Source organism: Amycolatopsis sp. cmx-11-51 (genome assembly GCF_047608665.1).
Taxonomy (GTDB): domain Bacteria; phylum Actinomycetota; class Actinomycetes; order Mycobacteriales; family Pseudonocardiaceae; genus Amycolatopsis.
This window is the reverse complement of record NZ_JADNQO010000017.1, coordinates 31,823-45,786: the sequence shown is the minus strand read 5'-3', so window position 1 is coordinate 45,786 and position 13,964 is coordinate 31,823. Positions and strand designations below refer to the sequence as shown.

14 protein-coding genes are annotated in these 13,964 nt (G+C 69.1%); 2 read left to right on the top strand and 12 right to left on the bottom strand.

The genetic code is table 11. The annotated features are described in order from the left end of the window. The first annotated feature begins 74 nt into the window (after positions 1–74). Positions 75–851 carry a class I SAM-dependent methyltransferase gene (locus ACM6LU_RS34045; protein ID WP_414941947.1) on the top strand — a complete coding sequence of 259 codons (777 nt, stop codon included), beginning with the start codon at positions 75–77 and terminating at the stop codon, positions 849–851. Between the two features lie 234 nt (positions 852–1,085). On the opposite strand, the gene ACM6LU_RS34040 is transcribed toward ACM6LU_RS34045, so the two are convergent. The 7 genes from ACM6LU_RS34040 to ACM6LU_RS34010 form a co-directional block, all read right to left on the bottom strand. After that, a complete protein-coding gene (locus ACM6LU_RS34040) occupies positions 1,086–1,874 on the bottom strand; it encodes a type III pantothenate kinase (RefSeq protein ID WP_414941946.1) in 789 nt (262 codons plus the stop codon). Positions 1,875–1,878: 4 nt separating this feature from the next. Beyond that, on the bottom strand, positions 1,879–2,373 hold the full coding sequence (gene panD / locus ACM6LU_RS34035) for an aspartate 1-decarboxylase (protein WP_414941945.1): 495 nt from the start codon (positions 2,371–2,373) through the stop codon (positions 1,879–1,881). A 12-nt stretch (positions 2,374–2,385) separates the two neighbouring features. Beyond that, the gene (gene panC, locus ACM6LU_RS34030; RefSeq protein WP_414941944.1) at positions 2,386–3,294 is read right to left on the bottom strand and encodes a pantoate--beta-alanine ligase; all 909 of its coding nucleotides are present in this window, start codon (positions 3,292–3,294) and stop codon (positions 2,386–2,388) included. Then, positions 3,291–4,214 carry a Rossmann-like and DUF2520 domain-containing protein gene (locus ACM6LU_RS34025; RefSeq protein WP_414941943.1) on the bottom strand — a complete coding sequence of 308 codons (924 nt, stop codon included), beginning with the start codon at positions 4,212–4,214 and terminating at the stop codon, positions 3,291–3,293. Before ACM6LU_RS34025 ends, panC begins: the two co-directional genes overlap by 4 nt. A 147-nt stretch (positions 4,215–4,361) precedes the next feature. Then, a complete protein-coding gene (locus ACM6LU_RS34020; RefSeq protein ID WP_414941942.1) occupies positions 4,362–5,531 on the bottom strand; it encodes a PrsW family intramembrane metalloprotease in 1,170 nt (389 codons plus the stop codon). 28 nt (positions 5,532–5,559) lie between these two features. Beyond that, positions 5,560–7,614 (bottom strand): DUF6779 domain-containing protein, encoded by a 2,055-nt coding sequence (locus ACM6LU_RS34015; RefSeq protein ID WP_414941941.1) that lies wholly within the window; start codon positions 7,612–7,614, stop codon positions 5,560–5,562. 69 nt (positions 7,615–7,683) lie between these two features. Next, entirely contained in the window at positions 7,684–8,145 is a 462-nt protein-coding gene (locus ACM6LU_RS34010; protein ID WP_414941940.1) for a DUF3180 domain-containing protein, read from the bottom strand. Positions 8,146–8,205: 60 nt separating this feature from the next. Here ACM6LU_RS34010 and ACM6LU_RS34005 point away from each other — a divergent pair, with 60 nt between their 5' ends. Continuing rightward, positions 8,206–9,147, top strand: coding sequence for a MerR family transcriptional regulator (locus ACM6LU_RS34005; protein ID WP_414941939.1), 942 nt, complete (start codon positions 8,206–8,208; stop codon positions 9,145–9,147). Positions 9,148–9,247: 100 nt separating this feature from the next. Here the strand turns inward: ACM6LU_RS34005 and folK are convergent, their stop codons facing one another. From folK to ftsH, 5 genes are read right to left on the bottom strand one after another with little or no spacing between them, the layout of a single operon-like run. After that, a complete protein-coding gene (gene folK / locus ACM6LU_RS34000) occupies positions 9,248–9,751 on the bottom strand; it encodes a 2-amino-4-hydroxy-6-hydroxymethyldihydropteridine diphosphokinase (RefSeq protein WP_414941938.1) in 504 nt (167 codons plus the stop codon). After that, positions 9,748–10,107, bottom strand: a complete 360-nt coding sequence (gene folB, locus ACM6LU_RS33995; RefSeq protein ID WP_414941937.1) for a dihydroneopterin aldolase — start codon at positions 10,105–10,107, stop codon at positions 9,748–9,750. The genes folK and folB overlap by 4 nt, the downstream gene beginning before the upstream one ends. Beyond that, complete coding sequence (gene folP, locus ACM6LU_RS33990; RefSeq protein WP_414941936.1) at positions 10,100–10,942, bottom strand: dihydropteroate synthase; 843 nt, start codon at positions 10,940–10,942, stop codon at positions 10,100–10,102. Before folP ends, folB begins: the two co-directional genes overlap by 8 nt. Continuing rightward, positions 10,939–11,553, bottom strand: a complete 615-nt coding sequence (gene folE / locus ACM6LU_RS33985; protein WP_414941935.1) for a GTP cyclohydrolase I FolE — start codon at positions 11,551–11,553, stop codon at positions 10,939–10,941. Before folE ends, folP begins: the two co-directional genes overlap by 4 nt. Beyond that, positions 11,522–13,948, bottom strand: coding sequence for an ATP-dependent zinc metalloprotease FtsH (ftsH, locus tag ACM6LU_RS33980; RefSeq protein WP_414941934.1), 2,427 nt, complete (start codon positions 13,946–13,948; stop codon positions 11,522–11,524). Before ftsH ends, folE begins: the two co-directional genes overlap by 32 nt. Positions 13,949–13,964 lie beyond the last annotated feature (16 nt).

The following is a 13,964-nucleotide window of genomic DNA, read 5'->3' as shown; positions in this document are numbered from 1 at the left end:
TCCTTCCCTACGCCAACCGGATTACCTTTTCCGGGTCCGGCCCAGCCGGTTTTCGCTCCATTAACCTGGCTCGCGTGAACTCATCCACTCCTGGCATCGAACCCGAACTGCACGCACGCCGCGCCGCCTCGTTCGGCGCGAAGGCCGCCGCCTATGCCGCACATCGGCCGGACTATCCGGAGAAGGCACTGGCCTGGGGGCTGGCGGGGGCGAGAACAACCCCGGAACGGGTCCTCGACCTCGGCGCGGGGACCGGCAAGCTCACCGAAGGGCTGCTCGCCCTCGGTCTCGCGGTCACCGCGGTCGAACCGGACGCGAAGATGCTCGAAGAACTCACCAAGGCGTTCCCGGGGGTGACGCCGCTCATCGGGACGGCCGAGAAGATCCCGCTGCCGGACGAATCCGTGGACGCCGTGGTCGTTGGCCAGGCCTTCCACTGGTTCGACCTCGACCGGGCCTATCCGGAGATGGCCAGGGTGCTCAAACCGGGCGGAGTCGTTGCCGCGCTGTGGAACCACGACGATGACGGGTCGGCGGGCTGGCTGGCCGAGTTGAACGCGCTGATCAAGACCTCGGTGAGCAGGCGCTGGCTGAACGATTACGAATCGCTGCCGGAACACGAGGCCCTCGAGCCGTTCGAGAGGGAGACTTTCGGCCACAAACAGCCCAGGACGGCGGAAAGCCTGGTGGAAACGCTCGCCACCCATTCGCACATGCTGGTGGCCTCGGCGGAGGAACGCGAGGCCAAACTTCGCACAGCGCGGGAATTCCTCGACCGGAATCCGGAAACCGCCTCGGGGGAATTCGACCTTCCACTCACCACCATCGTGTTCCGGGCGCGTAAACGATGACGGACTGGATGGCGGCTTTCACCGCGACGTTCGGCGCACCCGCGTCGGCGGGGATCTGGGCCGAGGTGTACGGCGACAGGCGCTGCGGAACCAGGAACTGATCACGCGGCGAGTCCTGCTGATCGCCTCGCGCCGCTCACCAAACCCGTAACTCGCGTGATCAGACGGACATCACGTGAGATGTCCATCTGATCACGCGTGATGCCCGTCTGATCACGCGTGATGCCCGTCTGATCACGAACGCGCGGAGGTGTGGTTGCGCTCGTAGACGAGGCGCAGACCCAGCAGGGTCAGGTCCGGGACGTGCTCGGTGATCGTCTCCGACTCCTCCAGCACCAGAGGCGCCAGGCCACCGGTCGCGATCACCGCGACCGGCTCCATTCCGCCCGGCGAAAGCTCGCGCTTGATCCGCTTCACCAGGCCATCGACCTGACCGGCGAACCCGAAGAGGATGCCGGATTGCAGGCATTCCACGGTGTTCTTCCCGATCACCGACCGCGGCGGCACCAGTTCCACCTTGCGCAGCGCCGCGGCACGGGCGGCCAGCGCGTCGACCGAGATCTCGATGCCGGGCGCGAACGCGCCGCCGAGGAACTCACCCCTCGCGGAAATGGCGTCCACATTGGTCGAAGTCCCGAAATCCACCACCACACAGGCGGTCCTGGGGTGCAGGTGGTGCGCGGCCAGAGTGTTCACCAGCCTGTCCGCGCCCACTTCCTTGGGGTTGTCGACCAGGAGCGGCACCCCCGTGCGCACCCCCGGCTCGATGACGATCTTCGGCAACCTGCCGTAATACCGCGCAAGCATGACCCGCAGTTCCCGTAGTACGGCGGGAACCGTGGACAGCGCGCTGATCCCGGTCACCGCGTCCGCGTGCGCGCCGAGGAGCCCGCGCATGGTGAGCGCGAGCTCGTCGGCGGTGATCCGCGCGTCGGTGCGCATGCGCCAGTCGCCTACGAGCGCCGGTCCGTCATAGAGACCGAGCACGATGTTGGTGTTGCCGACGTCGACCGTGAGCAGCAAGGGCTCAGCTTTCGGCGTGCAGCAGCGCGTCTAGACGGCGGGCGTCGGCGGTTTCGGCGACCGGGAAGGTCATCGTGTCGTCGTCGGCCAGCGTCACGGTGCCGCTGAGCAGTCCGGATCCCTCCGGCGCGTGCCCTGGGTCGGCGCCCTTCTCGACGATCCGGTTGTCCGCGTCGACGAAGATAACCCGCGGCCGGAACGCGGCCGCCTCGGCGTTCTCCATCTGCGCGTACGAAATCAGGATCACCAGGTCCCCGGGGTGCACCAGATGCGCCGCGGCGCCGTTGATGCCGAGCACCCCGCTGCCGCGTTCGCCCGCGATCACGTAGGTCTCGAGCCGCGCACCGTTGGTGACGTCCACAATGGACACCTGTTCGCCCGGCAGCAGATCCGCCGCGTCCATCAGGTCTTCGTCGACGGTCACCGATCCGACGTAGTGGAGATCGGCCTGGGTGACCGTCGCCCGGTGGATCTTCGATTTCAGCATCGTGCGGTACATCGTGGACTCTCCCTATTCCCCTGCGTCCAGCGCGTGTTCCGGATGGTCCGCGGCGACGCCGAGCACCACGCCGACGTTGTCGATCAGCCGGGTACTCCCCACCCTGGCCGCGATCAGCAACCGCGCTTCACCGTCGACGGGCGCGGGCCCGAGGTCGGTTCCCCTCAATTCCAGATAGTCGATCTCGACCGCGGTTCGCGCGGCGAGGGTCTGCCTGGCGGTCGCCAGCACGGCGTCCGCGCCGTCGCGCCCGACGAAGGCACCCGCGGTGAGTGCCGCCGACAACACGACCGCGTCCTCGCGCTGTTCAGGAGTCAGGTAGACGTTGCGCGAGGACAACGCCAGCCCGTCGCGTTCCCTGACCGTCGGGACCCCGATGACCCGGGTGTCGAAGTTCAGGTCCCGCACCATTTTCTTGATCAACACCAGCTGCTGGTAGTCCTTCTCCCCGAAGAAGGCGTAATCCGGCCGCACGATGTTGAGCAGTTTCGCCACCACGGTCAGCACGCCGGCGAAATGCCCCGGCCGCACCGCCCCTTCGAGCTCGTCACCGAGCGCGCCGGGGTGCACCGTGACGGTGGCCCCGTCGGGGTACAGATCCGACGCCTTGGGCAGGAAGCCCAGTTCGACGCCGTCCTCCTTCAGCACTTCGAGGTCCTTGTCCAGCGGACGCGGGTACGCCTCGAAGTCCTCGCCTTCCCCGAACTGCAGGGGGTTCACGAAGATCGACGTCGCGACGACGGTGTTCGGCAGCCGCTTCGCCCGGCGGATCAGCTCACGGTGCCCCGCGTGCAGGGCGCCCATGGTGGGCACCAGCGCGACCTTGCGGCCGACCCCGTGCAGGGCACGCGTCACCTGGCTCACCTGCTCCGGCGGCTGGAAGGTGTGCAGCGTGCCTCGGGCGAATTTGGGTGTGGTCACTGGTTTTGCTGCCCTTCGGCGGGGTCTGCGGGATCTGCGGGATCACTGAGGAGTTCGGTGAGCTCGGCGGCGGCCGAGGCGTCCAAGAGGCCGGCGGCGTCACCGCGCGCCAGCGTGCGCCTGGCCAGCGCGCGATAGCTCGGGGCGATGTCGGGGCCACGTTCGGCCAGCACCGCGAGGTGTTTACGCACGGTGCCGAGATCACCACGGGCCACCGGCCCGGTCAGCGCCCGGTCCCCGTGTCGCAGAACATTATCCAACGCCGCCGACAACAACGGAGCCACCAGGCGTTCGGGCTGGGCGATTCCCGCTTCCCGCAACAGTTCCGCGCAGTCGGCGACCAGTGTCATCAGGTGGTTCGCGCCATGCGCCAACGCCGCGTGATAGAGCGCTCGCGCTTCGTCAGGGACCCGGACGGGCTCCGCGCCCATCTCCACGGTCAGCGCCTCACCGACGTTCCACGCCGCTTCGTCACCCTCTGTGGCAGTGACGCCGACGCTGCAGGTGGCCAGCCTGTCGAGGTCCTCCGCGCGGCCGGTGAAGGTCATCACGGGGTGCAGGGCCAGCGGCAGTGCCCCGGCTTCGGCGGCGGGCGCGAGGACGTCGATGCCGTGCGCCCCGGAAGTGTGCACGACGATCTGCCCCGGCCTCAGTGATCCCGTCGCGACGAAGCCGCGCACCATCCCGGCGAGCGCGTCGTCAGGCAGCGCCAGCAGCACGAGATCGGCGCGGCGGGCGACCTCGTCGGGCGGGAGGAGGGGCACGTCGGGGAGCAGTAGCTCCGCCCGGCGTAGCGAAGCGTTGGAGAGGCCGGAGGCCCCTACGACGGTGTGACCGGCCCTCGCCAATGCGGCGCCGACGACACTGCCGACCCGGCCCGCGGAGACGACTCCCACGGCCAGGCGAGCGGGCCTCGTCATGGCGTGCGCCAGTGGACGCTCATGGTCGAAAACTCCTCAACTCGTTCCAGTCCCGCTCGGCGGTCGCGGGTACCAGACGACCGCGCGAGAGTAACCCTCCAGCCCGCGTCCGAAACGACCCGCGTGACCAGCTTCACCTGACCGAGGTCACCCCCGCGGAGCACCGTCCGCCAGCCTCACCGCATCGGCCCGCGACGTCTTGAGCAGTTGCAGCAGTTCACGCTGCCGTTGTTTGCCCTCGTCGGTGAGCTTGGGGCCACGCCGCAGGAACGCGAGCTCGGTCACGCTGGCCTGGTAGCGGCCGACGGCCTTCGCCGCGTCACGTCCCGACTGCTTCCGCGCCTGTTTCCGCCACGATCGCCGTCCGGACAGGCTGGCCAGCAGCGGCACTTCGGACGGGGCGATCCAGCGCGCGTCGACCATCATCGGCAGCACGGCCGCGACGATCCGCTGCTCGCGGCGCCGCTGCATGACCACCACCGAGAAGACCCCGATGAACAGCGGCACCATGATCAGGAAGTAGACGTTCAGGAAGGTCTTGGCGCCACCGAGCAGCGCGGCGCCGTTCCACAGCGCGTGCAGCAGCACGGCGACGACGTAGCCGCCGATCGGCGCCAGGATCCTCAGCGCGCGGACCTTACTGCTCGCGGCGATGCCGAGCCCGATCCCCGTCATCACGGCGAACAGCGGATGCGTGAACGGCGAGAGCACGCCGCGCAGGAAGAACGCGGCGAGCACGCCGGCGCTCGTGCCGTCGCCGAAACCGTTCTCGGCGAACGCGCGGCCGAAGTAATAGATGTTCTCGGTGAACGCGAACCCGGCCGCGGTGAACCCGGCGTAGACGATGCCGTCCACGACGCCGTCGAACTCGATCGGGCGGCGCCACCACAGCAACAGGATGAAGGCGGCCTTCGCTGCCTCCTCGACCAGCGGCGCGGAGATCAGGCCACTGATCTTCCCGCCGCTCCCGCTGCCGAGCAGCAGGTCACCGACGGCCTCGGCGCCGCTGTTGAGCAGCAGCGCGATGATCGTCGCGACACACGCGCCCCAGACGAACGACAGCAGCAGGAGCTTCGGCGGTTCCGGTTCCCAGCGGTCGACCCACAGGAACGCGGTGACCACCACGGCGACCGGTACGAGCGCCGCGAGCACACCGATCGTCACCGCGGTCAGGCCGACCTTCTCGGTCACCGTGCCGAAAACGAACAACCCGCACAGCGCGACGGCGATCAGCCCGAGTACCGGCAGCAGCACGGTGACCGACCGGGACCGGCGTGCCCGGTCGAGGCCGGGCTCCGGGGAGGAAGGCTCGCTCACAGCGGGTCACCCTACCGTCGGTACGGACTCAATCCTCCGCACGCCGCCTCCGTCGCGGAGTGGACTCGTTCGCGCCGTTGGCGGCGAGGAGGTCCATCACCGAACGGCCGGAAGCGTGGGAGCCCGCGTCGGGGGTCTCCGGACGGCTGTGCGACGACCCGTTGCGGGACGGCGCCTCGTCCTCCGGTTTCGCCCGCCTGCCGCCGTGGCGGCCACCCGAGGACTCGGTGCCCTGCCATGCCGGAGGCTCGCCGTCCGGACGGCGGCGACGGCCGCCACCGGTGGGCTCCGGGACGTTGGGGGCGGGCGTGAGCGAAGCGGAGGAGTCGTCCGCCGCCCGACGACGGCGGCCGCCGGACCGGTTCTGCGTCACACGGAGTTCTTCGGGAAGCGTCGGGTTGACCGCGGGCGGCTCCTCGACCGGCGGACTGTGCCGCGAAGGCGTCTCGGCGGCCGGACGGCGCACCGGTTCGGGCTCCGGCGGCCGCACGGGCTCGGACACGACCGGGATCGACAGCGGGGTCGGGGGTTCCGGGTCGCGACGAGGCTGCGGGTCGGAGGGCTGAGGACGCGGCTGGGGACTGGAGGACTGGGGCTTGGACGGCGGCGCGGGGCGCAGCCGGTCCTGGAAGTCGTCCTTCCTGGGGAACGCGGCGCTCAGATCGGAGACCGGACGCTCCTGTGTCCACGACGGCTTCCACTCGCCGGTGGCCTCCATCGGCTCCGGCGCGGCGGCGGGCTTGTTCGCGGGCGGCGGCGTGCCACCGGCCGGACGAGGCTGGTCGACCGGCTTCATTCCGGGCCGGGTCAGGCCGAGCTCACGGTTCGGCCGGGGGCGGTCCGGTTCGACCTTCTTGACCGGCTTCGCTTGCGCGGCGGGCTTCACCGGCGGCGGCTGCTTGCGGGTCTGCTCCTCCGGCCGCGGCGCGGGAGGACGCTGCACGTTGCCGGCGTCGAGACGATGCTGCAGCGAAGGCTGCTGCGGGCGGCGCTGGGGTTCTTGCTGGGGTTCTTGGCGTGGCGGTTCCGGGCGCTGGGGTTCCGGGCGCTGGGGTTCTTGGCGCTGGGGCTCCGGACGCTGAGGCTGCCGGGCGACGGCGGGCATCGACGGCTGCGAGACCTCGGCGCGCGAGACGCCGGGCATGGACGGGCGCGACACCTCGGCCGGGGTCACCGGCGGCGGGGTCTTGCGTTTGGCGTCGACCCTCGGCATCGGCCGGGAGATCTCGGCGGGCGACATACCGGGGTTGGACATTTCGAGCCGCTCACGACGGGCGGCTTCGGCGGCGAGCGCCTCCGCCGCCTTCGACGCGCGGGCATCGGCCTTGCGCATGCTGCGGCGAGTCGATTCATCGACTGGCTTCGGCCGCGAGACCTGATTGTTCTGGCTGTAACCGTTGGTGCCGTTGACCTGACCGTTCGACGGCTTCCGGCGCGCGGCGGGCGGCGCACCGTTCCGCGCGGCGGCGGGTTCGAGGACGCGGTCGATCATCTCGGTCGGGCGTTCCCGGCCGGGTGCGCGCTCGTCGACGTCGATCGTGGTGCTCTTGGCCGCCATCAGCTGGGGTTTGCCGTTGCCGTTGCCGTTCTCGGGCCCCGCGCTCATCAGCTGCTTGTTGTCGAGGGAGCGCATCCGGGTGGCCTGCGCGGTGAGCGCGACGCGTTCGAGGAGGACCTCGCCGCCGCCGAAGAGCGACTGGAGGCTTTCGCGCAGAGCGCTCACCTCGGCCCTGAGCGCTTCGAGCTCGTCCTGGGAGCGGGTTTCGGCGGCCTGCCGGTTCTCCGCTTCCATCTCCAGCTCGAACTCGCGGCGCGCGGCGATCTCGCGTTCCAGCTCCAGCTCGTAGACGGCCTGCGCCTCGGCGACGGCGTCCTCGCTCTGTGACACGTGCTTGCGGTAGCGGACCGCCAGGAACGCACCGATCAAGGCGGCCCACAGCGCCGCGACGATCCCCAGCCGTAAGTAGCGGAGGTCGTCGGAAAGCACCAATGCGAGAGTCGCGCAGACGGCGAGAACCAAGCCGACGACAAGCCACGGCCTACCCGCAAGGCGGCCGCGCGAGTCGTCACCCTCCCCGGTCATGCCCAACACCGTACCTTCTAGTAATCCGAACGAGACCTAGTCGGTACTTCGAGCGGTGCCTCTCGAGCGTTAACCGGTCGGCTCGGGATCGCGGTCCCGATCACCGCCTTCGGGGGCCCGGCAGCAGTGTTCGAGCCACAAAGCCGCAGCTACCAGCGCCACCGAGCTGACGATCCCGACCGTCGCCGAACGGAGATCGCCGCTCGCCGCGAGGAGTTCGTCACGTCGCGGAAAAAGATACGCGAAAGCCGCCAGCCAGACCCCGGTCATGACGGCTCCGGCGAGTGACGAGGCCTTGGCGAGGGCCACCGATCGGGCGACAGAGATCGCGGCGAGCACCCGGCCCTCTTTGATCCGCGAACGGATGATGAAGGCGAGTACGGTCTCGCAGAGCGCGAGGACGAGCAGGGTGATCCCGGCGAAGAGCGGGAGCGCCGGCATGGATCCGTACGCGACCTGGAAGAGCAGATAGGCCAGGACCAAACCCAGGAGGCCGGCCACCGCCAGCTCACGTGGCCGGGTGAAGTGCATGGTCCAACGCTACCTGGCAAGCTTGACTCTCCACCAACTGGAGAGTCGAGCATGAAGCAGATGGGCACCGCAGCGGTTTTCACCATCGGGGAGCTGGCCAAACGGACCGGCCTTCCGGTGAAGACCATCCGCTTTTACTCCGACGAAGGACTCCTGCCGCCGACCGACCGCACCGGCTCCGGTTACCGCCTCTACGACGCCACCGCGATGGCGCGCCTGGAGCTGGTGCGGACGTTGCGGGAACTCGGGCTGGGTCTCGCGGACGTGGAGCGGGCGCTGACCAGGGAAGCGACCATCGGGGACCTCGCGGTCCAGCACGTCGCGGCCCTGGACGAGCAGATCCGGCGGCTGGAGCTGCGCCGGGCGGTCCTGCGCGCGGTGGCCAAACGGGACTCACCACTGGAGGAGGTCGAACTGATGAACAAACTCGCATCGATGTCGGACGAAGACCGCAAACGCCTGCTCGACGAATTCTGGGCGGACATGGTCGAAGGGCTCGAACTGGATCCGCAGTTCTACGAGCGGATGCGCTCGGCGAAACCGGAACTGCCCGACGACCCGACGCCGGAACAGCTGGAAGCCTGGATCGAGTTCGCCGAACTCGTGCAGGACGACGAGTTCCGCACGTCCATCCGCCGGATGAGCGAATGGCACTCGAAACTCCGGAAAGAAGACGGGGCCGACTTCGGGGAGAAACAGCAGCAGCTGTGGATGGCTTGGAGCGAGAAGGCTTTGGAGGCGCTCGAAGCCGGCCTCGCGCCGGACTCGCCTACGGGCCGGGAACTGGCCGAGACGATCTTTTCGGAGTCTTCGCGGAACGGGCGAGACGCCGGCGACCCGGCTTGGCGGAAGAAGCTGGCCGACGGGATGGCGATCAGCCTGGATCCGCGGGCGGAGCGGTACTGGCTCCTGCTCGGGAAGATGAACGGCTGGCCAGCGTTCCCCTCGCAGATGCCGCAGGCCGAGTGGACCGTCGCCGCCCTGCGCGCCGCGCTGGGATAGCGAGGGACCTTCGCTACCGCCCACCCCCCTCCCGCAATTCGTCCTCTAGTTGCGGTAGTTCGTGGCACCAACTACCGCAACTAGAGGACGAAACGCGGGGTCAGGCGAGGGTGAGGAAAAGGGTGAGGGGGGTCCGGCGCACGGAGGTGACGTCGGAGGCGGGCCGGGCGGCGAGGAGGTCGGCGACGGGGCCGTGGCCGGGGAGCACCGCGGCGGGCTCGATCTCCAGCCACGGGATCAGCACGCTCGCGCGCTCCGGCGTGCCGGGATGAGGGAGCAGCAACTGGGGGTCCTCGGAGCGCACCCCGTCCACGGTCACGACGTCGACATCCAGCGTGCGCGGTCCCCAGCGGACCTCGCGCACGCGCTCCGCCGCCTGTTCCGCGGCCTGCCCGGCGCGCAACCAGTCCCAATGGTCGCGCGCCGCGTCGTCGACGAGGACGACGGCGTTGAGGAAGTCCGGCTGGTCCTCGACACCCCACGCCTTCGTCTCGTAGACCGACGACACCGCGACCACCGCGGGCCGGAAGGCGTCGACGGCCGACTGGAGGAACGCGAGCCGGTCTCCCAGGTTGGAACCGAGCGAGAGCAGCGCCCGGCTCATCGCTCCCGCCGCACCGTGACGGCGACGTCGTCGAAGTTCAGCGGAATCGGCGCGGACGGCTTGTGCACCGTCACCTCGACGGCGGTCAGCCGCTCGTCGCGCAGGACCTCGCCGGCGATCTTCCCGGCGACGCTTTCGATGAGGTCGTACGGTTCGCCCGCCACGATCCCGGCGGCGAGTTCGGCGAGTTCGCCGTAGTGCAGCGTCTTGGCCAGGTCGTCGGACGCGGCGGCCGGACCGAGGTCCAGCCACACGACGATGTCGACGACGAATTCCTGCCCGTCGCGCTTCTCGTGGTCGAAGACCCCGTGCCTGCCGAAGACCCGCAAGCCGGTCAACGTGATCCGGTCAGACAACGGGACTCCCCCTTTGCCAAGCGGCCGCGACGGTCACGGCGTCGATACTCGCGCCGACCTCGTGCACCCGCACACCCCACGCACCCGCCGCGGCGGCGAGTGCGGACACGGCCGCGGTCGCGTTCTCCCGGCCGTCCGGCGGAGCGGGTGTTCCGTCCTTTCCGGACAAAAGGCGTCCGAGGAACCGTTTGCGCGAGGCACCGACGAGAACTGGGAAACCCAGGGACAGGAGGGAATCCAAGCCGTTCAGCAATGCCCAATCGTGCTCCGCGTTCTTCGCGAAACCGAGCCCAGGGTCGAGCACGATCGCGCTCTGCTCGACGCCCGCGGTGACCGCTTCGTCCACTCGGGACAGCAACTCGGAGCGGACTTCCGTGACGACGTCCGCATAGGTCGCCAGCGCGTTCATGTCCTTGCTGTGCCCGCGCCAGTGCATGAGCACCCACGGAACCCCGGTCTCCGCGGCGACCTTCGCCATGTTCGGATCGGCCAGCCCGCCCGAAACATCGTTGATGACCGACGCACCCGCATCGACGGCGGCGAGGGCGACCTCGGCGCGGGTGGTGTCAACGGACATCGCGACACCGTCGGCCGCCAGCGACCGGATCACCGGCATGATCCGGGAAATCTCGGTGTCGGCGTCCACCCGTGACGCACCCGGCCGGGTCGACTCCCCGCCGACGTCGATCAGATCCGCGCCGCACGACCACATCTCGTGCGCGTGCTCCAGCGCCTGCTCGACCCCGAGGTAGCGGCCACCGTCCGAAAAGGAATCGGGGGTGACGTTGAGGACGCCCAGCACCGCGCACCGGCCGGGCTGGGGCAGGGCGGTCATCGACGGCCCTTGATCAGGTCCAGCGCCTCCGCCCGCGAGGACGCCGAAGACTGCAGCAGGCCACGCACTGCCGACGTCGTCGTCCTGGCGCCGGGTTTGCGGATGCCGCGCATGGCCATGCAGAGATGCTCGGCCTCGATCACGACGATCACGCCGCGGGGATTGAGTTTGCGCACAAGCGCGTCCGCGACCTGGGAGGTGATGCGCTCCTGAACCTGCGGGCGCTTGGCGTAGAGATCGACGAGGCGGGCCAGTTTGGACAGGCCGGTGACCTTGCCGTGGCCGTTCGGGATGTAGCCGACGTGGGCGACACCGTGGAATGACAGGAGATGGTGTTCACAGGTCGAAAACATCGGGATGTCCGTCACGAGCACGAGTTCTTCGTGCGCCTCGTCGAACGTGCGGTCCAGTACGTGGTCCGGCTCGGTGTAAAGCCCGGCGAACATTTCCCGGTAAGCGCGAGCGACCCGGGCGGGGGTCTCAAGGAGACCGTCCCGGTCCGGGTCCTCACCACAAGCGAGCAGGAGTTCGCGTACGGCTTTCTCGGCCCGCTCTTGGTCGAAGACCGGGCCCGAGCCGTTATCGCTTGCTGTCGTCCTGTCCGTCGTCACGCCGCTGCTGTCCTTCGTCCTGCTGACCGCCGGGCTGGCCGGGCTCGCCACCGAACCAGTTGTCACGCGGGCGGTCTTCGGCGGGACGCCAGGGCTGGTTCGGCTGGCCGCCCGGCTGGGTCGCCGGGGTCCATCCGGGAGGAGCCCCGTAGTTCGGCGGACCGCCAACGGGTCCACCCTGATAACCGCCTGCCGGACCGCCCGGCTGCTGCCCACCATATGCCTGGGGCCAGTGGCCGGTGCCGTTCGGCCCACCGTTCGGGCGGCCACCGTTGGGGTAGGCGCCCGGCTGCGGCGGAGCGTAGGGATTGGCGTTCGGGTCGGCAGGCGGAACCGGGGCCGCGTACGGCGGGCCACCGGGAAGGTCGCCGCCGCCCTGCACGGTGCCGACCGGGGTCGGCGCCGGCTGCAGCACCGGCTGCTCCTTCTTCTCCTCCGGCGGGGGCCACGGCTCGCCGCGCTCCATCGCCAGCTCGCCGGGGGTCTTGATCGGCGGCTTGTCCGACGGCTTCCGCTCGCCGAACTCGTTGAAGATGGTGATGTGCGGGCGCTTCTCGACGGTCGCGAAGATCCGCTCGAGGTCCTTGCGGGTCAGCGTCTCTTTCTCGAGAAGCTCGATGACCAGCTCGTCCAGCACGTCGCGGTAGGTGCTCAGCACGTGCCACGCCTCGGTGTGCGCGGTCTCGATGAGCTTGCGCACCTCCTCGTCGATCTCGTGCGCGACCTCGAGTGAGTAGTCCGCCTGGCGGCCCGCCGAGCGGCCGAGGAACGGGTCGCCCTGCTCCTGGCCGTACTTGACGGCGCCGAGCCGGGCGCTCATGCCGTATTCGGTGACCATGGCGCGGGCGATCTTGGTCGCCTGCTCGATGTCGGAGGAGGCACCGGTGGTGGGCTCGTGGAAGACGAGCTCCTCCGCCGTCCGGCCGCCCATCGCGAAGACCAGGCGTCCGAGCATCTCCGACCGGGTCATCAACTCCTTGTCGTCCTCCGGGACGAGCAGGGCGTGACCGCCGGTGCGCCCACGCGGCAGGATCGTCAGCTTGTAGACCGGTTCGATGTCCGGCATCGCCCACGCGGCGAGCGCGTGCCCGCCCTCGTGGTAGGCAGTGATCTTCTTCTCCTTCTCGGAGATGATCCGGCTCTTGCGGGCGGGGCCGCCGACGACGCGGTCGACGGACTCCTCCAGCGCCTCGTCGGTGATCACGTGCCCGTTCTGGCGGGCGGTGAGCAGCGCGGCCTCGTTGAGCACGTTCGCCAGGTCGGCGCCGGACATGCCGACGGTCCGCTTGGCGAGGCTGCTCAGGTCGGTGCCCTGCGCGATCGGCTTGCCCTTGGCGTGCACCTCGAGGATCGCCTTACGGCCGCGCATGTCCGGTGCGGACACCGGGATCTGGCGGTCGAACCGGCCTGGACGCAGGAGCGCCGGGTCGAGGATGTCGGGACGGTTGGTCGCGGCGATCAGGATGATGCCGCCGCGCGCGTCGAAGCCGTCCATCTCGACGAGGAGCTGGTTCAGCGTCTGCTCACGTTCGTCGTGGCCGCCGCCGAGGCCGGCGCCGCGCTGGCGGCCGACCGCGTCGATCTCGTCGACGAAGATGATGCAAGGCGCGTTCTGCTTGGCCTGCTCGAACAGGTCGCGGACACGCGAGGCGCCGACACCGACGAACATCTCGACGAAGTCGGAACCGGAGATCGTGTAGAACGGCACACCCGCCTCGCCGGCGACGGCTCGCGCGAGCAGCGTCTTACCGGTACCGGGCGGCCCGTAGAGCAGGACGCCCTTGGGGATCTTCGCGCCGAGTGCCTGGTAGCGCGCCGGATTCTGCAGGAAGTCCTTGATCTCGTACAGCTCTTCGACGGCCTCGTCGGCGCCCGCGACGTCCCCGAAGGTCGTCTTGGGCATGTCCTTGTTGAGCTGCTTGGCCTTCGACTTGCCGAAGTTGAGGACGCGGTTCCCGCCGCCCTGCGCGTTGTTCATCATCCACATCAGCAGGCCCAGCACCAGCGCCAGCGGAATGGCGAAGATCAGGATCTGGGTGAGGACGTTCTGCGTGGTGACCTTGGTGGTGAACTTGACCGGGTTGTCACCGCTCTTGAGGCCGATGAGCTGACCGTAGATGACGCCCGCGACGTTCGACGGGTACTGGGCGATGATCTGGTCGACCTGCTGGCCTTCGACCTCGATCTTCTTGTTCAGCAGCAGCTTGATCTGCTGCTCTTTGTCCTCTTGCGAGGCTTCCTTGACGTTGTTCGCGGTGATCTGCTGGTTCGCGATCGAGATCGGCACCTGGGTGTAGCCACGATCACTGTCGAAGATCGTGTTGTAGGCGAGAAACGCCAGTACCGCCGCGAGAATCCAGAGCACTGGGTTCTTGAGCACGCTCTTCCGGTTCATACGACTCGGCCCTGGT